Annotated in this window: 26 protein-coding genes; 17 read left to right on the top strand and 9 right to left on the bottom strand. The window is 66.9% G+C overall.

Translation table 11 applies throughout. The annotated features are described in order from the left end of the window. Positions 1–13: 13 nt before the first annotated feature. A complete protein-coding gene (locus tag QE360_RS17505; protein ID WP_309703612.1) occupies positions 14–631 on the top strand; it encodes a peptidylprolyl isomerase in 618 nt (205 codons plus the stop codon). Further along, the gene (locus tag QE360_RS17500) at positions 628–936 is read left to right on the top strand and encodes a putative quinol monooxygenase (RefSeq protein ID WP_309703609.1); all 309 of its coding nucleotides are present in this window, start codon (positions 628–630) and stop codon (positions 934–936) included. The genes QE360_RS17505 and QE360_RS17500 overlap by 4 nt, the downstream gene beginning before the upstream one ends. A 248-nt stretch (positions 937–1,184) precedes the next feature. Here the strand turns inward: QE360_RS17500 and glnA are convergent, their stop codons facing one another. The 7 genes from glnA to aroQ all read right to left on the bottom strand — a co-directional run bounded on the left by glnA (position 1,185) and on the right by aroQ (position 6,496). Beyond that, on the bottom strand, positions 1,185–2,597 hold the full coding sequence (gene glnA / locus QE360_RS17495) for a type I glutamate--ammonia ligase (protein ID WP_307104423.1): 1,413 nt from the start codon (positions 2,595–2,597) through the stop codon (positions 1,185–1,187). Positions 2,598–2,704: 107 nt separating this feature from the next. Next, positions 2,705–3,043 (bottom strand): P-II family nitrogen regulator, encoded by a 339-nt coding sequence (locus QE360_RS17490; RefSeq protein ID WP_007405799.1) that lies wholly within the window; start codon positions 3,041–3,043, stop codon positions 2,705–2,707. A 160-nt stretch (positions 3,044–3,203) separates the two neighbouring features. Further along, on the bottom strand, positions 3,204–3,539 hold the full coding sequence (gene arsC, locus QE360_RS17485; protein ID WP_309704226.1) for an arsenate reductase (glutaredoxin): 336 nt from the start codon (positions 3,537–3,539) through the stop codon (positions 3,204–3,206). Between the two features lie 100 nt (positions 3,540–3,639). Beyond that, positions 3,640–4,029: an HdeA/HdeB family chaperone gene (locus QE360_RS17480; protein WP_309703605.1), complete on the bottom strand. Its 390-nt coding sequence runs from the start codon at positions 4,027–4,029 to the stop codon at positions 3,640–3,642. Positions 4,030–4,202: 173 nt separating this feature from the next. Further along, positions 4,203–5,552, bottom strand: a complete 1,350-nt coding sequence (gene accC / locus QE360_RS17475; protein WP_309703603.1) for an acetyl-CoA carboxylase biotin carboxylase subunit — start codon at positions 5,550–5,552, stop codon at positions 4,203–4,205. A 6-nt stretch (positions 5,553–5,558) separates the two neighbouring features. Further along, positions 5,559–6,047 (bottom strand): acetyl-CoA carboxylase biotin carboxyl carrier protein, encoded by a 489-nt coding sequence (gene accB, locus QE360_RS17470; protein WP_309694318.1) that lies wholly within the window; start codon positions 6,045–6,047, stop codon positions 5,559–5,561. Positions 6,048–6,061: 14 nt separating this feature from the next. After that, a complete protein-coding gene (gene aroQ, locus QE360_RS17465; protein WP_058746681.1) occupies positions 6,062–6,496 on the bottom strand; it encodes a type II 3-dehydroquinate dehydratase in 435 nt (144 codons plus the stop codon). A gap of 115 nt (positions 6,497–6,611) precedes the next feature. Between aroQ and thiS the strand changes: the two genes are divergently transcribed. Together thiS and QE360_RS17455 are read left to right on the top strand one after the other, a co-directional pair. After that, positions 6,612–7,622: a sulfur carrier protein ThiS gene (gene thiS / locus QE360_RS17460; RefSeq protein WP_309703599.1), complete on the top strand. Its 1,011-nt coding sequence runs from the start codon at positions 6,612–6,614 to the stop codon at positions 7,620–7,622. Positions 7,623–7,712: 90 nt separating this feature from the next. Continuing rightward, positions 7,713–7,895, top strand: a complete 183-nt coding sequence (locus tag QE360_RS17455; protein ID WP_307104433.1) for a CsbD family protein — start codon at positions 7,713–7,715, stop codon at positions 7,893–7,895. Positions 7,896–8,110: 215 nt separating this feature from the next. On the opposite strand, the gene QE360_RS17450 is transcribed toward QE360_RS17455, so the two are convergent. Beyond that, positions 8,111–9,760: a thiamine pyrophosphate-binding protein gene (locus tag QE360_RS17450; RefSeq protein ID WP_309703596.1), complete on the bottom strand. Its 1,650-nt coding sequence runs from the start codon at positions 9,758–9,760 to the stop codon at positions 8,111–8,113. A gap of 100 nt (positions 9,761–9,860) precedes the next feature. On the opposite strand from QE360_RS17450, the gene QE360_RS17445 reads away from it, so the two are divergent. From QE360_RS17445 to leuD, 6 genes are all read left to right on the top strand, one after another. Then, the gene (locus tag QE360_RS17445; protein WP_309703594.1) at positions 9,861–10,562 is read left to right on the top strand and encodes a CoA transferase subunit A; all 702 of its coding nucleotides are present in this window, start codon (positions 9,861–9,863) and stop codon (positions 10,560–10,562) included. 148 nt (positions 10,563–10,710) lie between these two features. Then, positions 10,711–11,577, top strand: a complete 867-nt coding sequence (locus tag QE360_RS17440; protein ID WP_309703591.1) for an HAD family acid phosphatase — start codon at positions 10,711–10,713, stop codon at positions 11,575–11,577. Positions 11,578–11,579: 2 nt separating this feature from the next. After that, the gene (locus QE360_RS17435; RefSeq protein WP_307104443.1) at positions 11,580–12,215 is read left to right on the top strand and encodes a CoA transferase subunit B; all 636 of its coding nucleotides are present in this window, start codon (positions 11,580–11,582) and stop codon (positions 12,213–12,215) included. Then, on the top strand, positions 12,215–12,904 hold the full coding sequence (locus QE360_RS17430; protein ID WP_309703589.1) for a glutathione S-transferase family protein: 690 nt from the start codon (positions 12,215–12,217) through the stop codon (positions 12,902–12,904). Before QE360_RS17435 ends, QE360_RS17430 begins: the two co-directional genes overlap by 1 nt. 175 nt (positions 12,905–13,079) lie before the next feature. After that, positions 13,080–14,549: a 3-isopropylmalate dehydratase large subunit gene (leuC, locus tag QE360_RS17425; RefSeq protein ID WP_309694341.1), complete on the top strand. Its 1,470-nt coding sequence runs from the start codon at positions 13,080–13,082 to the stop codon at positions 14,547–14,549. A 158-nt stretch (positions 14,550–14,707) separates the two neighbouring features. Beyond that, positions 14,708–15,328, top strand: a complete 621-nt coding sequence (gene leuD, locus QE360_RS17420; RefSeq protein ID WP_307104448.1) for a 3-isopropylmalate dehydratase small subunit — start codon at positions 14,708–14,710, stop codon at positions 15,326–15,328. 51 nt (positions 15,329–15,379) lie between these two features. On the opposite strand, the gene QE360_RS17415 is transcribed toward leuD, so the two are convergent. Next, positions 15,380–15,514: a hypothetical protein gene (locus QE360_RS17415; RefSeq protein ID WP_309703585.1), complete on the bottom strand. Its 135-nt coding sequence runs from the start codon at positions 15,512–15,514 to the stop codon at positions 15,380–15,382. Between the two features lie 249 nt (positions 15,515–15,763). On the opposite strand from QE360_RS17415, the gene QE360_RS17410 reads away from it, so the two are divergent. From QE360_RS17410 to QE360_RS17380, 7 genes are all read left to right on the top strand, one after another. After that, the gene (locus QE360_RS17410) at positions 15,764–16,087 is read left to right on the top strand and encodes a DUF1476 domain-containing protein (protein WP_309694350.1); all 324 of its coding nucleotides are present in this window, start codon (positions 15,764–15,766) and stop codon (positions 16,085–16,087) included. Position 16,088: 1 nt separating this feature from the next. Then, a complete protein-coding gene (locus QE360_RS17405) occupies positions 16,089–16,340 on the top strand; it encodes a BolA family transcriptional regulator (protein ID WP_307104454.1) in 252 nt (83 codons plus the stop codon). Positions 16,341–16,371: 31 nt separating this feature from the next. Continuing rightward, complete coding sequence (gene grxD, locus QE360_RS17400) at positions 16,372–16,695, top strand: Grx4 family monothiol glutaredoxin (RefSeq protein WP_307104456.1); 324 nt, start codon at positions 16,372–16,374, stop codon at positions 16,693–16,695. 159 nt (positions 16,696–16,854) lie between these two features. Continuing rightward, a complete protein-coding gene (locus QE360_RS17395) occupies positions 16,855–17,223 on the top strand; it encodes a BlaI/MecI/CopY family transcriptional regulator (RefSeq protein WP_307104458.1) in 369 nt (122 codons plus the stop codon). Continuing rightward, a complete protein-coding gene (locus QE360_RS17390) occupies positions 17,220–18,833 on the top strand; it encodes a M56 family metallopeptidase (RefSeq protein ID WP_309703583.1) in 1,614 nt (537 codons plus the stop codon). Before QE360_RS17395 ends, QE360_RS17390 begins: the two co-directional genes overlap by 4 nt. A 90-nt stretch (positions 18,834–18,923) precedes the next feature. Continuing rightward, positions 18,924–19,784: an MBL fold metallo-hydrolase gene (locus tag QE360_RS17385; RefSeq protein ID WP_309703578.1), complete on the top strand. Its 861-nt coding sequence runs from the start codon at positions 18,924–18,926 to the stop codon at positions 19,782–19,784. Beyond that, complete coding sequence (locus QE360_RS17380) at positions 19,766–20,494, top strand: DUF4230 domain-containing protein (RefSeq protein WP_307104463.1); 729 nt, start codon at positions 19,766–19,768, stop codon at positions 20,492–20,494. The genes QE360_RS17385 and QE360_RS17380 overlap by 19 nt, the downstream gene beginning before the upstream one ends. Positions 20,495–20,512: the final 18 nt, after the last annotated feature.

The following is a 20,512-nucleotide window of genomic DNA, read 5'->3' as shown; positions in this document are numbered from 1 at the left end:
ACCGGAGACCCATATGATCGCGCTCCTCCCGCTCGCCCTGCTGGCCATTCAGGCCGCGCCGACCACGCCGACGGCACCGGCCACGGTCGAAGCCCCCAAGCTCGTCATGGTCCGGGTCGCGATGCAGACCAGCCTGGGGCCGGTCGTCCTCGACCTCGATCGCACTCATGCGCCGATCACCACCGCCAATTTCTTGCGCTATGTCGACCAGCACCGGCTGGACGGCGTGACCTTCTATCGCTCGGTCCGCGTCGCGCCCGATTTCGGCTTCGTCCAGTTCGGTATCCAGAACGAGCCCAAGCGCATCCTGCCCCCGATCGCGCATGAGCCGACGACGAAGACCGGCCTGAAGCATCTGGACGGCACCATCTCGATCGCGCGGCTGGCGCCGGGCAGCGCGCGGGGCGACTTCACCATCATGGTGGGCGCGCAGCCCTCGCTGGATGCCGATCCCTCCAAGCCCGGCGACAATCTGGGCTATGCCGCCTTCGGTCATGTGGTCGAAGGGATGGACGTGATCCACAAGATCCTCGACGCGCAGACCGACGCCGCCAAGGGGCCGTTCAAGGGCGAGATGCTGGCGGCACCGGTCAAGATCCTGTCGGCCAAGCGGGTGTCGGTGACGCCGTGAGCGACAGGCTGCTGATCGTCGGCACGGTGCGGTTGCCGCCGGACAATCTGGACGCCGCCCGCCCCGTCATGCGCCGCATGGTCGAGGCTAGCCGCGCCGAGCCGGGATGCCTGGAATATGGCTATGCCGAGGACGTGCTCGACCCCGGCCTCATCCATGTGAAGGAGATATGGGCCGATCAGGCGGCGCTGGATGCGCATTTCGCGTCGCCGCATATTGCCGAATGGCGGGCGGCATGGCCGGTATTGGGCATCGGTGAGCGCGATCTTCGGGTCTATGCGGTCGGGGAAGCCCGCCCTGTTTAATGCTCGGATCGACATTCGATCCGCCTATTCTTCCCTCTGCCCTCGCTGAGTCCATTGCCCCCGAAAGGGCAGGGGGCAGGTACTCATGTTATCCTGCTCTATTTGCGGAGGACGGCGAGTGTCGTCCTTGCGTCAGTCCAAGAGCTTTGACGTCATCCGTACCTCACGGCCGTATCGGCGGCTGTCGTCCCAAAAAGAAAGGGGCCTTGCGGCCCCTTTCCCCGTAGTGACATCGTGCAGGGGCTGGATCAGCCGCTGTAGTACATGTCGTATTCGACCGGGCTGGGGGTCATTTCCCAGCGCATCACTTCGCTCATCTTCAGCTCGATATAGCTTTCGATCTGGTCCTTGGTGAACACATCGCCCTTCAGCAGGAAGTCGTGGTCGGCGGCCAGCGAGTCGAGCGCTTCGCGGAGCGAACCGGCGACCGTGGGAACCTGGGCCAGCTCGGCGGGCGGCAGGTCGTACAGGTTCTTGTCCATCGCCTCGCCCGGATGGATCTTGTTCTGGATACCGTCCAGACCCGCCATCAGCAGCGCCGCATAAGCGAGATACGGGTTCGCCAGTGCGTCGGGGAAGCGCACTTCGACGCGCTTCGACTTCGGACCGGTGCCGTAGGGGATGCGGCACGAAGCCGAACGGTTGCGCGCCGAGTAAGCGAGCAGCACCGGCGCTTCGTAACCCGGCACCAGGCGCTTGTAGCTGTTGGTGGTCGGGTTGGTGAAGGCGTTCACCGCCTTGGCGTGCTTGATGATGCCGCCGATGAAGTACAGGCACATTTCCGACAGACCCGCATAGCCATTGCCGGCGAACAGCGGGTTCTTGCCTTCCCAGATCGAGAAGTGGGTGTGCATGCCCGAGCCGTTATCTTCCTTGATCGGCTTGGGCATGAAGGTCGCGGTCTTGCCATAGGCATGGGCGACCTGGTGCACGACATACTTGTAGATCTGCATGCGGTCGGCGGTCTGGGTCAGCGTGCCGAAGGTCAGACCCAGCTCGTGCTGCGCGGCGGCGACCTCGTGATGGTGCTTGTCGCAGGGCAGGCCCATTTCGAGCATGGTGGTGACCATCTCGCCGCGGATGTCGACCGCCGAGTCGACCGGCGCGACGGGGAAATAGCCGCCCTTGGCGCGCGGACGGTGGCCGAGATTGCCGCCCTCATATTCGCGGCCGGTGTTGGTCGGCAGCTCAATATCGTCGATCTTGAAGTAGGAGGACGAATAGTTCGTGTCGAACTGCACGTCGTCGAACATGAAGAATTCGGCTTCCGGACCGACATAGACGGTGTCGCCGATGCCGGTGGTCTTCACGAACGCCTCGGCGCGCTTGGCGGTCGAGCGCGGATCGCGGGCGTACAGCTCGCCGGTCGACGGCTCGACGATGTCGCAGAACACGATCAGCATCGGGGTGGCCGAGAACGGATCGGTGTACACGGCGTCGAGGTCGGGCTTGAGGACCATGTCCGACTCGTTGATCGCCTTCCAGCCCTCGATCGAGGAGCCGTCGAACATCAGGCCGTCGGTCAGCTCATCCTCACCCAGGATCGAGGCGACCATGGTCAGGTGCTGCCACTTGCCCTTGGGATCGGTGAAGCGCAGGTCGATCCACTCGATCTCTTCGTCCTTGATCTTCTTCAGGATGTCGCTGGCCGTATTCGCCATGTGCCGTTCTCTCTCTGCTTGGCCGCCCTCCGGCGAAAGGCCGGGGCCGGTGATACGTGTTTAGCCGGGCCGAATGTCAGCCCGGTGACGGATGAGTGTCGGGTGCGTCAGATCGCCGCGTCGTCGCGCTCGCCCGTGCGGATGCGCAGCGCCGTTTCGACCGGGATCACGAAGATCTTGCCGTCGCCGATCCGGCCGGTCTGCGCGGCGGCGGCGATCGCCTCCACCACGCGCTCGGCCAGACCGTCCTCGACGACCACCTCCAGCTTCACCTTCGGCAGGAAGTCGACGACATATTCGGCACCGCGATAGAGCTCGGTATGTCCCTTCTGGCGGCCGAAACCCTTCGCCTCGGTGACGGTGATGCCGGACACGCCGATTTCGTGCAGCGCCTCCTTCACCTCATCGAGCTTGAACGGCTTGATGATCGCCTCAATCTTTTTCACGAGCCTGACTGTCCCCGATGATGTTCGAACCCTCGCCCGATCTCACGCGTTGCAGAGATCGTGCCAACTGCCTTCCCCTCCTGGAAGGGCAAGAAAATGGTCAGATTTGCGCCCGAAAAGCGGGCAGAAGGATGGATGCTGCTCAAATAATGGGCAGCGATCACAGGATGCCCCGCACGGCTTCGGGCGGGCGGCCGATGACCACGCCCTTGGGCGTCTCGACCAGCGGCCGCTCGATCAGGATGGGATTGGCGGCCATCGCGGCCAGCACGGTGGCTTCGTCCGCCTGTGCGAGCGCCTTTGCCTCGGCCTCGGCCTTGCGAAGCCCGTCGCGCGGCGCCAGGCCAGCCTTGGCATAGAGGCGCGCGAGTTCTTCGACGGAAGGCGGCGACTTGAGATACTCGACCACCGTCACATCGGCGCCGGCGTCGTTCAGCAGGGCCAGCGCCTCGCGCGATTTGGAGCATCGCGGATTGTGATAGATGGTCGCCCGAATGGCCATGAGCGGCTTATGCGCTCCGCAGCGGTGAAAGCCAAGGCTCTCGTGACCGGAAAGAGCGGGACGGGCAGGGGGCCCGCCCCGCGCGGAAATCCGTTTAGTGCTTCGCGGCGACCGGCATCCGTTTGAGCGCGCGGGCGACGGCGGTGGTGAAATGGTCGCCGGGCCGGGCCTTGCACTGGTCGACGACGACGGGCACGATGTTCTCGACCCCGTCGACGGTATAGGTCGGATGGGGCTTGCCCTTGGGGCCATAGTTCGCCGCATAGACGATCGCCTGCGGGCGGAAGCTTTCATCCAGCAGGCCGAAGTCGTGACACGACACGGTTTCCAGCTTCTTGCCGGACTTGAGCACTTCGATCACGCGCACGCTGCCGTTCTTGCCGGGCACGTGAGCCTGTTCATAGACGCGCTGCGCCATGCCGGCCGATGGAAGCGCGACGATGGCGAGGGCGGCCAGGGCGGGGAGGGGACGGAGAAGTTTCATCTGCGATACTCCTTTCATCAAAGGCACCGCGGAAATGCCGGTTGCACAGGCCATGTTTCACCAGTGAAAGATTGTTCACCAGCCCTTCATTAGCCGGGACGCGGCCTGGAAAACAAAAAGGGCGCCCGGTCCTATGGCCGAGCGCCCCTGATCGAACATGGAATGGAAAGAGGTCAGGCCTGCTTGGCCAGCCACTCCTCCAGCCACTTGATCGTATAGTCGCCCTTCTGGAATTCGGGATCGTCCAGCAGCGACTGGTGGAGCGGGATGGTGGTCTTCATCCCCTCGATCACGAACTCCTCCAGCGCCCGGCGCAGGCGGCGCAGCGCGCCTTCGCGGGTCGTGCCGTACACGATCAGCTTGGCGATCATGCTGTCGTAATAGGGCGGGACCTTATAGCCCTGATACAGCCCGCTATCGACGCGGACATGCATGCCGCCCGGCGCATGATACATCTTCACCGTGCCCGGCGAGGGGGCGAAGGTGCGCGGATCTTCCGCGTTGATGCGGCATTCGATGGCGTGGCCGCGGAACTGCACGTCTTCCTGGCGCAGCGTCAGCGGATGTCCCTCGGCGACGCGGATCTGTTCGCGCACCAGGTCCAGCCCGGTGATCATCTCGGTCACCGGATGCTCGACCTGCAGGCGGGTGTTCATTTCGATGAAATAGAACTCGCCATTTTCCCACAGGAACTCGATCGTGCCCGCCCCGCGATAGCCCATATCGGCCATCGCCTTGGCGACCACGCCGCCCATGCGCGCGCGCTCCTCGGCCGAGATGATCGGCGAGGGGGCTTCCTCCAGCACCTTCTGGTGGCGGCGCTGGAGCGAGCAGTCGCGCTCGCCCAGATGGATCGCGTTGCCGTTGCCGTCGCCGAATACCTGGAATTCGATATGCCGGGGGTTGCCCAGATATTTTTCCATATAGACGGTGGCGTCGCCGAACGCGGCCTTCGCCTCGGTGCCCGCCTGCTGCATCAGCGTTTCGAGCTGGTCTTCGGAGGGCACGACCTTCATGCCGCGACCGCCGCCGCCGCTGGCCGCCTTGATGATCACCGGATAGCCGATCTCGGCCGCGAGGGCCTTGGCCGTATCCAGATCCGAGATCGCGCCGTCCGAACCGGGGACGAGCGGCAGGCCGAGCGCGCCGGCGGTGCGCTTGGCCTCCACCTTGTCGCCCATCACCCGGATATGCTCGGGCTTGGGTCCGACGAAGATCAGGCCGTGCGCCTCGACGATCTCGGCGAACTTGGCGTTTTCCGACAGGAAGCCATAGCCCGGGTGGATCGCATCCGCGCCCGAAATCTCGGCGGCCGAGATGATGTTGGGGATGTTGAGATAGCTGTCCGTCGCAGAGGGCGGGCCGATGCACACCGCCTGGTCGGCGAGGCGCACATGCATGGCATCGGCGTCGGCCGTGGAGTGCACGGCGACGGTCTCGATCCCCATCTCGTGACAGGCGCGGTGGATGCGAAGCGCAATCTCACCGCGATTGGCGATCAGGAGTTTCTTGATCTGCGCCAAGGCGGCTTACTCGACGACGACCAGGGGCTGGTCGAACTCGACCGGCTGGCCGTTCTCGACCAAGACGGCGGTGACGGTGCCCGCCGACGTCGCGGTGATCGGGTTCATCACCTTCATGGCTTCCACGATCAGCAGCGTGTCGCCCGCAGCGACCTTCTGCCCGACCGAGGCGAAGGGCTTGGCGCCCGGCTCGGCCGACAGATAGACGGTGCCGACCATCGGCGACTTCACCGCATTGGCCGAGACGGCCGGAGCCGAGGCTCCGACTTCTGCGGGTGCGGCGGCGACGACGGGCGCGGCGGCCGGGGCAGCGACGGGCGCGGGCGCCGGCGCATAGCCCATCTGGGCGACGGCCGCGGCCTTGCGCGCGACGCGGATCTTGCGGTCGCCATGCTCGACCTCGATCTCGGTCAGGGCGGTGGCGTCGAGCAGCTCGGCGAGCTGACGGACGAGGTCGACATCGACCTTCATCGCTTGTTCAGTCTTTTCGGTCATGGGACGCGCTCCTGTCAGAACCGGGCCGCGGCTTCAAGCGCGAGCAGATAGGAATGCGCGCCAAAACCCGCGATTGTGCCTTTTGCGGCACGCCCGATGAAGCTCTCATGACGGAATGGCTCCCGTGCATGAGGATTGGATAGGTGAACCTCGATCACCGGGGTCGTCACCGACTTGATCGCGTCATGGATCGCGATCGACGTATGGGTGAAGCCCCCGGCATTGAGCAGCACGGCCTTGGCCTCATAGGCCTGGGCCTCGTGCAGCCAGTCGATCAGATGGCCTTCATGGTTGGACTGGCGCATGTCGATCGCCAGATCGAGCTCGCGGGCCCGATCCTCCAGCATCCCCGCAATATCGTCCAGCGTGTCATGGCCATAGATATGCGGCTCGCGCAGGCCGAGCAGGTTCAGGTTCGGCCCGTTGAGGACATAAACGGTCGCGGACATCCGCACTCCCATGGTTGCGGCTCGGAATGGCCGGGCCTAGATCGAGGGCCTTCCTTAACCGCATGCCCTATCCCACGTCGAGCGGGCAGCGACTTGCATGGTAAGTGACACAGATATGCCCCATACCGATGGAACCGTGACGATCACCGTGAATGGCGAGCATAAGCGGGTAAAGGCAGGCCTGTCGCTGGCCGATCTGGCGGGTCAGCTGGGGCTGGTGCCCGAAAAGGTGGCGGTGGAGCGCAATCTGGAGGTCGTGCCGCGCTCGACGCTGGCGCAGGTCGAGGTCGAGGATGGCGACGAGATCGAGATCGTCCATTTTGTCGGTGGCGGCGATCATGTCGCGCCGGTCATGGACGATGATTCGTGGGAAGTGGCGGGTCGGCGTTTCCGCTCGCGCCTGATCGTCGGCACCGGCAAGTATAAGGACTTCGCGCAGAATGCGGCGGCGGTCGAAGCCTCGGGCGCCGAGATCGTCACCGTGGCGGTGCGCCGGGTCAACGTGTCGGATCGCAATGCGCCGATGCTGACCGACTTCATCGACCCCAAGAAGATCACCTATCTGCCCAACACGGCGGGCTGCTTCACCGCCGAGGACGCGATCCGCACGCTGCGGCTGGCGCGCGAGGCGGGCGGCTGGGACCTGGTCAAGCTGGAGGTGCTGGGCGAGGCGCGGACGCTCTACCCGGACATGGTCGAGACGCTACGCGCGACCGAGATCCTGGCCAAGGAAGGCTTCAAGCCGATGGTGTACTGCGTCGACGATCCCATCGCGGCCCGGCGGCTGGAGGATGTCGGCGCGGTGGCGATCATGCCGCTGGGCGCGCCGATCGGCTCGGGGCTGGGCATCCAGAACAAGGTGACGATCCGCCTGATCGTCGAAGGGGCCAAGGTTCCGGTGCTGGTCGATGCCGGGGTCGGCACCGCGTCCGAGGCGTCGGTGGCGATGGAACTGGGCTGTGACGGCGTGCTGATGAACACGGCGATCGCCGAGGCCAAGGACCCGGTGCTGATGGCCCGCGCGATGAAGGCGGCCGTCGAGGCGGGGCGCATGGCCTACCGCGCCGGACGGATGGGGCAGCGCCGCTATGCCGATCCGTCGAGCCCGCTCGCCGGGCTTATCTGACATTAATTTCAGGGAACTTGCCGCGTAACAAAGGGTTCTATCTCCGAGTGTTCAACGGGATGTGACAATCCCCAGTAAATGGAGGCCCCGATGGGTGAGCTGACCGACAAGATCAAGGGCAACGTCAACGAACTGGTTGGCAAGGCCAAGGAAGCTCTGGGCGAGCACAACCATGACGCCGATCTGAAGGCGGAGGGTCAGGCCCAGCAGGTCGAAGGCAAGGGCCAGCAGGTCAAGGGATCGGTGAAGGGCGCGCTTGGCGACAACATCTGATCCTGCTATTCGCTTCTGACTAAAGCAATCAGCAACGAAACTCACCGCCTCGGCTCACGCCGGGGCGGTTTTGTTTTGCCTGGGGGCGATCGGGTGAAGTCCGGCAGGCCGTGGCGGCGTTGCTTGGATCGTCTTGCGGGTGTCGGAATGGGACTTTCGCGTCCTTTGCTTCCTGCCCCGGCAAGAACCGGGGCGGAAGGCAGATGACGCCTGACCTAACGCCCGGCGATCCGCGACAGGGTGGTGGCGGGGGTGATGATCTCGATATCGGTCTTCAGGTGGAGCAGCCGCACGCCCGACTCCGCCATCGCGCGCGACAGGGCGGGGGCAAAATCCTCGGTCCGCGTCACCCTCTCGCTCCAGCAGCCATAGGCACGGGCAAGCGCGGCGAAGTCGGGATTGCCGAGCCGGGTTCCCGCCACGCGGCCGGGATATTCGCGCTCCTGATGCATCCGGATCGTGCCATAGCCGCCATTGTCGACCACGATCACCAGCATCGACACACCATGCTGGACGGCGGTCGCCAGTTCCTGTCCGTTCATCAGGAAACAGCCATCCCCCGCCAGGGCGACGACCGTCCGGTCCGGGTGGCGCAACCCGGCGGCGGTGGCGGCGGGCACGCCATAGCCCATCGCGCCGCAGGTCGGGGCAAGCTGGCACCCCGGCTCGTAGCGCCAATAGCGATGCCACCAGCCCGAATAATTGCCCGCGCCGTTGCAGAGGATCGAGTCGGCGGGAAGCGCCTCGCGCATCGCCGCGACGCACTGGCCGAGGTCGAGCGTCACGCCCTCGCGCGGAGCCGGGTCGGACCAAGCGCGATAGGCGGCATGGGCTTCGGCCCCGGAGGGATGCGGCGTGGCGGCCTGCGTCGCCAGCAATTCCAGCATGCCCAGCGCGCGGTCCACATCGCAGCACAGGGCCAGGTCGGTGCGATAGGTGCTGTGCAGTTCCTCCGGGTCGGGATGGATATGGACCAAAACCTGCCCCGGATGGTCGGGGGCGATCAGGCTATAGCCATCGGTCGTCGCTTCCCCCAGCCGCGCGCCCAGCACGATCAGCAGATCGGCCGCCTTCACCCGGGCGACCAACGCCGGATTGGGACCATAGCCCAGATTGCCCGCATAGACCGGGCAGGTCGCCGACACCGCATCCTGACGGCGGAAGGCCGCGACCAGCGGAATGCCGGTTGCCTCACCCCAGGACCCGGCCAGCGCCACCGCGTCGTCACTCCAGTGCGCGCCGCCGATGATCGCCACCGGGCGCTCGGCCTTTTCGATCAGCGCCTGCACGGCCATGACGTCCTCGATCCGCACATCCTGCGACGGGCGTTCGATACGGGGGCGGGCATGGCCTTCGACCAGGTCGCACAGCATGTCCTCGGGCAGCGCCAGCACGACCGGGCCGGGCCGTCCGCTCATCGCGGTGGCATAGGCGCGGGCGACATATTCGGGGATGCGCGCGGCATCGTCGATCCGCGCGGTCCATTTGGCCAGCGGCGCGAACATCGCCTGGAAATCGACCTCCTGAAACGCCTCGCGGTCGCGGGTGCCCCGGTCGACATCGCCGATGAACAGGATCATCGGCTGCGAATCCTGCCGTGCGACATGGACGCCGATCGCCGCATTGGTCGCCCCCGGTCCGCGCGTCACGAAGGCGATGCCCGGCCGTCCGGTCAGCGTGCCGTCGGCGCACGCCATGAAGGTCACGCCGCCCTCTTGCCGACAGGTCACGAGGTCGATCGCGGGCGTATCGTGCAGCGCGTCGAGTACCGCCAGGAAGCTTTCGCCCGGCACGGTGAAGATACGGTCGCACCCCTGTTCGAGAAGCGCATCGACAAGCAGGCGTCCGCCGGTGATCTGGGTCATGGCGCCCAGCCTAGACCCGCTGCTTCGCAAAGCGCAAACGCCGGGTTGACCGGGCTCCACCGCTCCGCCTAACGCTCCGTCCATCATAGGGAGGACGCCCATGCAGAAGCTTTATCGCGACGCGGCCCACGCGCTCGACGGCTTGTTGTTCGACGGCATGACGATCTGCGCGGGCGGCTTCGGCCTGTGCGGCATCCCGGAGCGGCTGATCGACGCGATCGAGGCGGCGGGGACCAGGGACCTGACCATCGCCAGCAACAATGCCGGGATCGACGGCGTGGGGCTGGGCAAGCTGCTCCGCTCGCATCAGGTCAGGAAGATGATCTCCTCCTATGTCGGCGAGAACAAGGAGTTCGAGCGGCAATATCTCAGCGGCGAGCTGGAGGTCGAGTTCTGTCCGCAGGGCACGCTCGCCGAACGGTGCCGGGCGGGGGGCGCGGGCATCCCCGGCTTCTATACCAAGACCGGCGTCGGCACGAAGGTGGCCGAGGGCAAGGAAGTGAAGAGCTTCGACGGTGAGGACTATATCCTCGAACGCGGCATCCGCGCCGACCTGTCGATCATCAAGGGGTGGAAGGCCGACGAGGCCGGGAACCTGATCTTCCGCAAGACCGCGCGCAACTTCAACCAGCCGATGGCGACGGCGGGCAAGGTCTGCGTCGCCGAGGTCGAGGAGGTGGTGCCGGTGGGCAGCCTCGATCCCGACCAGATCCATCTGCCGGGCATCTATGTGAAGCGGATGATCGTCGGCGCGCCCTACGACAAGAAGATCGAGTTTCGGACGGTCCGCGAGCGGGCTTGATGGTTGGGGCAGGCCCCTCCCGCCTGCGGGAGGGGGAGCGTTGCTGGCGGAGGGGGAGTTCATGAAACGTCTGATGTTGAACCGTGTCGGTCGTCCCGCAACCTCTCCCCTCCCGCAAGCGAGAGGGGTTGGGGGAGGGCTCCCCGGCTTGAGGCTGGCCCTGACCCTCGCCGCCGCCCTGTCCTTGTCCGGCTGCGTCGTCGCGGTCGGCAACACCAGTCCCGCCCCTCCAGCCCCGGCGGCGGCGAACCCCAAGCTCGCCGGGATGCAATATCTCTACGGCTCGGCCGAGGCGGATGCGATCTCGCGCCAGGCCTGGAGCGCGCTCGTCACCTATGCCGCCGACCAGGTCCGCCGCCCCCCGCGCGACAGCGTGGTGCTCCAGGAGGGCGCGACCCTCGACGATCCCCGGTTCCTGTCCTGTGCGGGCAAGCGCCCGGCGGCGGTGTTCGACGTCGACGAAACCGTCCTCCTGAACCTGGGTTTCGAGCAGGACGATCTGACCGGCCGCGCCGACCGCGCCTTTCCCGGCCGCTGGAGCGCGTGGGAGAAAAGCGACGGCCGCGCCGTCCTGCCGACCCCCGGCGCGACGGCGGCGATTGCCGATCTGCGTGCGATGGGCGTGACCGTGATCTTCAACACCAACCGCGACGATGCGGCGGGCGCGGCGCGCGCGATCGATGCGGCGGGGCTGGGCCCGGCGGTGCATGGCGATACGCTGTTCGTGCGGACCGATACCGATACCGGCGACGGCAAGGACGCCCGGCGTCGACGGATCGCCGACCGCTATTGCGTGATCGCGATGGGCGGCGATCAATTGGGCGATTTCAGCGACTTGTTCAACGAAGCTGGCAGCGTGGCCCAGCGTCGCGCCCGTGCGGACGCCCCGCGCATCGCCGCCTTGTGGGGGCGCGGCTGGTTCGTCTTCCCGAACCCCGTCTATGGCAAGGCGCTGAAGGGTAGCGCGGACGACATCTTCCCCGCCGACCGGCGGTGGCACCCGATGGGAGAATAGTGATGGCCTGGACCCGCGACGAAATGGCTGCCCGTGCGGCCAAGGAACTGAAGGATGGCTTCTACGTCAATCTGGGCATCGGCATCCCGACACTGGTGGCCAATCATATCCCGCAAGGCGTTGAAGTCACACTGCAATCCGAAAACGGGATGCTGGGCATCGGCCCCTTTCCCTATGACGATGAGGTCGACCCGGACCTGATCAACGCGGGCAAGCAGACGATCAGCGAGCTGCCGCACTCGGTCTATTTCTCGTCCGCCGACAGTTTCGCGATGATCCGCGGCGGGCATATCGACCTGACCGTGCTGGGCGCGATGGAGGTGTCGGAGGGCGGCGACATCGCCAACTGGATGATCCCCGGCAAGATGATCAAGGGCATGGGCGGCGCGATGGATCTGGTCGCGGGCGTCAAGAAGATCATCGTCGTCATGGAGCATAATGCCAAGGACGGCAGCCCGAAATTCATCCCCGCCTGCACCCTGCCGCTGACCGGGCGCAATGTGGTGGACATGATCGTCACCGATCTGGCCGTCTTCCAGCGGCCTGACCATGACAGCGCCTTCCGCCTGATCGAGTGCGCGCCCGGCGTCACGGCGGACGAGATCGCCGCCAAGACGACGGCGAAGTTCGAACGCTGATGGCCTATACCCTCGTCACCGCGAACCGGAATTATTCGAGCTGGTCGCTGCGATCCTGGCTGCTGATGAAGGCGCTGGGGATCGGCTTTGCCGACCGCGTCGAGCCGTTCGTGGCGGCGGAGAATTACGAGGCGTTCCGCGCCTTCTCGCCGACCGGGCAGGTGCCGGTGCTGATCGATGGCGAGCGGACCGTGTGGGATTCGCTGGGCATCGCGCTCTATCTCGCCGAGCGGCATCCCGGCGTCTGGCCCGAGGACGAGGCGGCGCGCGCTTGGGCGATGTGCGCGGTGGCCGAGATGCATGGCGGCTTCGGCGCGCTGCGGGCCGAGCGGACGATGAATGTCGGGGTGCGTGTAGACGCCAGGCCGCCATCGGCCCGACTCGATCGCGACGTCGCGCGGTTGATCGAATTATGGGGCGAGGGGCTTTCGCGTTTTGGTGGCCCCTGGCTGGCCGGCGAGCGGTTTTCGGCAGTCGATGCCTTCTATGCGCCCGTGGCGTTCCGGGTGCGAACTTATGGGATCGATGTCGGCGCGGTGGGGGCCGCTTGGGTGGAGACGATCCTGGCGCATCCGGCGATGCGCGACTGGGAAGTGCAGGCGCTGGCCGAGACGTGGCGGGACCCGGATCATGAGATCGAACTGACCGAGTGCGGGGGTGTTACGGCGGATTATCGCGCGCAAGGATAGGGGGTGGGCGTGGCCTTCGACTTCGCTCAGGCTGAACGGCGGTGGTGGAGGGCCTCTTCCCTCGCTCCGTTCAGCCTGAGCGAAGTCGAAGGCCACGGGAATCCGCACGCAAAGCGAAATAACATTGCGCCGCACCTTTGCGGCGCGCATCTTTTCGGATAACAGCGCCCGCATCATGGCCCAACGACCCCAGACTCTGTACGAGAAGATCTGGGCCGCGCACGTTGTCGAACGGCGGCCCGACGGCACCTGCCTCATCTATATCGACCGCCACCTCGTCCATGAGGTGACGAGCCCGCAGGCCTTTGAGGGGCTACGCGCGGCCGGTCGCAAGGTCCGCCGTCCCGAACTGACGCTGGCGGTGCCCGACCATAATCTGCCGACCACTCCGCGGCTGGACGCGGCGGGACGGCTGCTGCCTATCGCCGATCCCGAAAGCGCGCAGCAGCTCGACGCCTTGCGCCGGAACACCGCCGAGTTCGGCGTCGACTATATCGATGCGACGGCGGCCGCGCAGGGCATCGTCCATGTCGTTGGCCCCGAACAGGGCTTCACCCTGCCGGGCACCACGCTGGTTTGCGGCGACAGCCACACCTCGGCGCATGGCGCGCTGGGCGCGCTGGCCTTCGGCATCGGCACGTCGGAGGTCGAGCATGTGCTGGCGACCCAGACGCTGCTCCTGTCGCCGTCCAAGACGATGGAGGTCCGCGTCGACGGCGTGCTGGGCCATGGCGTGTCGGCCAAGGACGTGGTGCTCGCGATCATCGGCAAGATCGGCGCGGCGGGCGGCACCGGCCATGTCATCGAATTCACCGGCAGCGTGATCCGCAACCTGTCGGTCGAGGGTCGCCTGACCATCGCCAACATGTCGATCGAGGGCGGCGCGCGCGCCGGCCTGATCGCGCCGGACGAGACGACCTTCGCCTATCTGAAGGGCCGCCCCATGGCGCCGCAGGGGGCGGACTGGGACAAGGCGGTCGCCTGGTGGCGGACACTGCCCAGCGATCCGGGCGCGGTGTACGACAAGGTCGTGACGCTCGACGCCGCCGACATCGCCCCCAATCTGACCTGGGGCACCAGCCCCGAGGATGTGGTGCCGATCACCGGCGTGGTCCCCGATCCCGACAGCTTCGCCGACCCGTCCAAGCGGGCGGCGGCGCGCAAGTCGCTGGACTATATGGGGCTGGAGCCGGGCACCGCGATGCAGGACGTGGCGATCCAGCATGTCTTCATCGGCAGCTGCACCAACAGCCGGATCGAGGATCTGCGCGCCGCCGCCGCCGTGGCGCGCGATCGCCGCGTGGCGGACGGCGTGCGTGCGCTGGTCGTGCCGGGATCGGGGCTGGTCAAGCGCCAGGCCGAAGCCGAGGGGCTGGACCGCGTCTTCGTCCAGGCGGGCTTCGAATGGCGTGAGCCGGGCTGTTCGATGTGCCTGGCGATGAACCCCGACAAGGTGCCGCCGGGCGAGCGTTGTGCCTCGACCTCCAACCGCAATTTCGTCGGGCGGCAGGGGCCGGGGGCGCGGACGCATCTGCTGTCACCGGCGATGGCGGCCGCAGCGGCCGTGACCGGGCGCCTTTCCGATGTTAGAGCGTTGATGCCGCACGAGGACGGTGAAGAGAACAGGGGAGTGACGGCAGCATGAAACATGTACTGGTGATGCTGGTGACCGGCGCGGTGCTGTGCGGCGCGGCCGCCTATGCCGCCGGGGTGGCCTCCAAGCCCGCCACCGCCGAACAACGCCGCTGACGCCCGGCCCCGCATGTGTTGCGGGGCGGGACCGGCGATGAACAGGACTATCGCATGAATCCGGTTACGACCGTATCCGGCACCGCCTATCCCTGGGGTGCCAAGAATATCGACACCGACGTCATCATCCCGGCGCACTGGTTGAAGACGATCAGCCGCGCAGGGCTGGGGCGCGGCGCGTTCGAGACGGTGCGCGCACAGCCCGGCAATATCTTCGACGATCCGCGCTATGCCGGAGCGCCGATCCTGATCGCGGGCGACAATTTCGGGTGCGGCTCCAGCCGCGAACATGCCGCCTGGGCGCTGGCCGACATGGGCATCCGCGCGGTCATCGCGCCCAGCTTCTCGGACATCTTCTCGGGCAATGCGTTCAAGAACGGCATCGTCCCCGTCGTCCTGCCGCAGGAAGCGGTCGACCGGCTGGTCGAGGTGGCGCAGGATCAGCCCATCACGGTCGATCTGGAAACCATGAGCGTCACCACGCCCTTTCAGGATCGCTTTCCGTTCGAGCTCGATCCGTTCCGCCGCGAATGCCTGATGAACGGCCTCGACGAGATCGGCCTCACCCTGGCGCGGGACAGCGCGATCGACGCGTTCGAGGGCGAAATGGCGCAGGGACGCCCCTGGATCGAGGGGCGTCGCCGTTTGCCGCCCGAAGCGACCCCGATCGCCTGAGGCGCTTGCCGCGACCCTCGCGGGTCGTGGCGTCGCCTGATGACGGGGCGGTCAGGTCAGCGCGAGTATGACGGCGGCGATGGCCGCCCATAGCGCCAAGGCGCCGATCATGCCGTTGATGATCCCCTCGATCGCCGGGGCGTTGGGGTATGCGGCAACGGGCGGCCGGGACAGGGGCGCGCGCATCGGACTCTCCTCATCCTAGGCGTCGCGATCCGGGTTCGGAGGCGATCGCCGATCTCGGTCGGAGGCGACTGCTCGGGCGTCGCCATCCTTATGTTTATATGTCATGAACATTACGCACGAACGGGCGCGGCTGTTCCTCGGTTCGGCGCGACAATCGGGCGCCGTTTCGGATCGGTTGCGCGTCGGCGCGGCGGTGCCTATCTCGGAGACTTGGATCAGTGCCCCGAGGGGCAGGGGGATGGCGGACCAATGGATAGTTTTGACGAACGCAGGCGCGGGTTGGAGGCCGGGTTCGTGGCGGATCAGGAGATGATGTTCCGAATCACCGCGCGCCGCAACCGCCTGGTCGCGCAATGGGCGGCGGAGCGGATGAAGCTGACGCCCGCCGAGACCGACGCCTATGCCAAGGCGGTGGTCCAGGCCGATTTCGAGGAGGCCGGTGACGAGGACGTGATCCGCAAGCTGCTGGGCGACCTGACCGCCGCCGGGATCGACGTCGAGGAAGCCGAGGTCCGCCGCGCGCTGGACGAACAGCAGGTCGAGGCGCGCCGCCAATTGATGGAAAGCCGCTGACATGCCGATGGCCGCCGACGATATCGCCGCGATGATCCGCACCGCCATTCCCGATGCCGAGGTCCAGATCACCGATCTGGCCGGGGACGGCGACCATTATGCCGCGCATGTCGTGGCCGCCAGCTTTGCGGGGATGAGCCGGGTCGCGCGGACCCGCGCCGTCTATGCCGCGCTGGGCGGACGCATGGGGGGCGAACTCCACGCACTGCAACTGACCACGGCGGTTCCGGCGGGTGCCGAACCGACCGCCTGACCCTTTTCGATCTTATTCAGGAACGACCGATATGACCGATGACACGAATGCGCGGATCGATGCGCTGGTAAAGGACAATGCCGTCCTGCTGTTCATGAAGGGCACGCCCCTTTTCCCGCAATGCGGCTTTTCCAGCCGCGCGGTGGCGATCCTCAACCATCTCGACGTGCCGTTCGAAAGCGTCGACGTGCTCCAGGACCAGGGCATCCGCCAGGGGATCAAGGCCTATTCGGACTGGCCGACCATTCCCCAGCTGTACGTCAAGGGCGAGTTCGTCGGCGGTTCGGACATCATGATGGAGATGTACGAAAGCGGCGAGCTGGCCGAGCTGGTCCAGGACGTGAAGTCGGCCTGATCGCCGACCTTTACGGGCGCAAGAAGAGGAGGCCGGGTTTCTATCCGGCCTCCTTTTTTGTGGCGATCATCTCTCATCTCCAGGACCAAGCGATCGACCCATTGACTACACCTGTAATCGGCGTACGATTACGAGCGTAGTCAATGAAGGGGCGAGTCGATGGCCGAGCGTATCAGCGATGCCGAACATGCGGTGATGGAGGTCCTGTGGGAGGACTCGCCGCTGACCGCGCAGGATGTTGCCGAGCGGGTCGATCCCGAACGCGGCTGGACCACCAACACCGTCAAGACGCTGCTCGGCCGTCTTCTGGCCAAGGAAGCGATCGCGCATGAGGAGCAGGGGCGGCGCTATCTCTATCGCCCGCTGGTGGCGCGTGACGATTATGTCGTGGGCGAGTCCCGCCGCCTGATCGACCGGCTGTTCGGCGGCCGCCTGACCCCGCTGGTCGCGCATCTGGCCGAGCGCGACGAACTGACCGCGCAGGATATTTCCGAGATCGAGGCGCTGCTCAAGGAGCTGAAGGCGTGAGCGGCGCGCAACTGGGCTGGGCGGTGGAGGCGATGATCGCCTCTGCCCTGCTGATGGCGCTGGTGCTGCTGGCGCGGGGGCATGTCCGCCGGGCCTTCGGGCCGCAGGTCGCCTATGCGCTCTGGGCGCTGCCGCTGCTCCGGCTGGTCCTGCCCCCGTTGCCGCGCGGCCTGTCGGAACAGGCTACCCCGCCGCTGGCGGCGGCCAGCGAACGTTTCACCACCTATGTCATGGTGCCGATGGCCGAGCAGCTGCCCGCGCCGCTCGCCGCGCCCAGCCTCTGGCCGATGGTGGCGCAGGCGGTGGCGCTGGTCTGGATCGTCGGGGCGGGGGGCTTTCTGGGGTTCCAGCTGCTGCGCCATTGGCGGTTCCGCACGCGGTTGCTCGCCACGGCGGAGACGCTGGATGCGGTCAAGGGCGTGCGCGTGGTCGCCAGCGACGGCGCGCCGGGGCCGCTCGCCTTCGGGATCTGGCACCGCTATGTCGCCTTTCCGCGCGATTTCGCCGAGCGTTACGACGCCGACGAGCGCGACCTGGCGCTGGCGCATGAGCTGGGCCACCATGCGCGCGGCGATCTGATCGCCAACTGGATCGCGCTGGGCGTGCTGGCGCTCCACTGGTTCAACCCGCTGGCGTGGCGGGCCTTCCACGCCTTTCGTGCCGATCAGGAACTGGCCAATGACGCGCGTGTCCTGAAGGGGCGCAGCCGCGCCGACCGGCATGTCTATGCCTGCGCCATCGTGAAGGCCGCGCATGGCCGCGCGCTGTCGGGCGCCTGTCACCTGCACACCATCGAGGATCTGAAAGGGAGGCTGAAGATGTTGACGACTTCTCCGACTTCGCGTCGCCAGCTGGTGGCGGGCGGGGCGAGCGTATCGCTGCTCGTGCTGGCCGGGCTTGGCCTGACGGCGTCGGGCACCCCGGCGGCGGCGGCACTGACCGAGCGGGTCGAGCGGACCATCGGCGTCGACCTGACCAGCACGGCGGCGGTCCTGCCCGCGGTTGCCCAGACGGCACCCGAGCTGTCCGACCCGCCCACCGCACCATCCGCGCCGATCGCCCCGGTCGTGACCGCCAAACCCGCCGTCGCCATCGCGGCGACCCCGCCCGCCCCGCCCGCCATTCCTGCCGTGCCGACCACCTCGCCGGCCGTCGAACCGCCCGCCGCGCCCCAGGCCCCGGCCGGGCCGCGCATCCGCGTCGTCACCTTGCGCAACGGGCACAAGGTCCGGATTTTCGACCGCAACGCTGTCGTCCCGATGGTGCCGATGCCCCCGATGCCGATCGTCCAGTCGCGCAGCTGCGGCACGAGCGGCAGCGACAGCCGGACCAGCTATACCACCGTCGACGGCGAGACCCGGCGGCAGGTCACGATCATCTGCACCGACCGGATCGAGCAATCCGCGCGCCTGGCGTCGCTGTCCGCCCTGAACGCCCAGCGTTCGGCCCAGACCAACATGCGGATCGCGCTCGCCAGCATCGAGAGCGCCCGCGCCTCGATCAATCGTGACCGCAACCTGTCCGAAGACGCCCGGCGCGATGCCCTGAAGGGGCTGAACGAGGCGACGGCGGAGCTGAAGGCCGAAATGGCGGACCGCGACGCGGATTGATCCGCCCCGACTTTACCCCCCTCGACCCCTGTGCCCGGTCAATGGGTACAGGGGTTGCTCTTTATCGGCGGCTTGCCCACATGATGCGGGATGGCTGAGCACCCGACCGGCATTCCGATCCTGCTTGAGCCGCTGGTCTCCCGCGTGCTCGCTCCCAATCCTTCACCCTTCACCTATACGGGGACGCAGACGCATATCGTCGGTGACCGCGACGTGGCGGTGATCGATCCCGGCCCCGACGATCCCGCCCATCTGGAGGCCCTGTTGCACGCGATCGCCGGGCGTCCGGTCGCCGCGATCCTGGTCACCCATCATCACCGCGATCACAGTCCGGCCAGTCGCCCGCTCGCCCGCGCGACGGGGGCGCCCGTCGTCGGCGCCGTGCCCTTCGCGCCCGATTACGAAGGCGGCCGGTCCGATGCCGCGTTCGACCGCGACTATGCGCCAGACCGGGTGCTGGCCGAGGGGGAGGGGGTGTCGGGCGATGGCTGGACGCTGACCGCCCTGGCGACGCCGGGCCATACCTCCAACCATCTCGCCTTCGCGCTGCCCGAGACCAAGGCGCTGTTCTCCGGCGATCACGTCATGGGCTGGTCGACCAGCATCGTCTCGCCCCCCGATGGCGACATGGGCGCCTATATGGCCAGCCTCGAAAAGCTGATGGAGCGCGACGACCGCGTCTATTATCCGGGGCATGGCGAGGCGGTGGACAATCCGCAGCGTCTGGTGCGCGGGATGCTGGGCCATCGCAAGCAGCGCGAGGGGCAGATATTGCGCCTGCTGGGCGGCGGCGATCCGCTCGACATAGCCGCGATGACCGCGCGCATGTATGTCGGGCTGAACCCCAAATTGCTGCCCGCGGCGGAACGCTCGGTGCTGGCGCATCTTTACGATCTGCGAATGCGGGGACTGGTCCGCGAGGAGGGAGCATCATGGACGATCGCGGCGTGACCCCGCCGGTCGAGACGCGGCGCGGCGGCTTCGGCCTGTTCATGGCCAAGGCGGCGGGCGTCCTCGTCCTGCTGGTCCTGGCCGGGCTGATCGCGGCCTGGGGGGTACAGCGTTACGTCGCCGACCGGCTGACCCCCGATCCCACCACCATCGCGCGCGCCAGCCTGGAGGGCCTGCGCGAACAGAACCGGCTGTCGGCCTTTGCCGCCCGCTATGTCGCGGTCGTCACCTCGCGCCAGTCGCAACTGGGCTTTTCGACCGAGCGGACGCTCATCATGCCGGGCATGGTCCGCTATGAGGTCGATCTGGGCAAGCTGCGCCAGCAGGATGTCCGCTGGGATGCGGGCGACCATGTGCTGACCGTCACCCTGCCGCCGCTCGAGATCGACGGCCCGCAGGTCGATATGGCGGCGATCCGCGAATATGGCTCGGGCGGGGTGCTGACCACCTTTACCGATGCGGAGCAGCGGTTGGACGCCGCCAACCGCACCGCCGGACAGGTCGAACTGATGCGACAGGCGCGAGGCCCCGCGCCGATGAAGCTGGCGCGCGACGCCACCCGCCGCGCGGTCGAACGCAGCTTCGCGATGCCGCTGCGCGCCGCCGGGGTCGATGCGACCGTCAAGGTCCGCTACGCCGACGAGGCCGGGGACGACGAACGCTGGGACACGACCCGGACGGTTCAGGAGGTTCTGGGCAACGGCGGATGACGTGCCCGATTGTCGGCG

The organism is Sphingomonas sp. SORGH_AS_0789, from assembly GCF_031453055.1.
Lineage (GTDB): Bacteria > Pseudomonadota > Alphaproteobacteria > Sphingomonadales > Sphingomonadaceae > Sphingomonas.
Note: the sequence above shows the minus strand (reverse complement) of the source record. Positions and strands in the feature narration are given on the sequence as shown.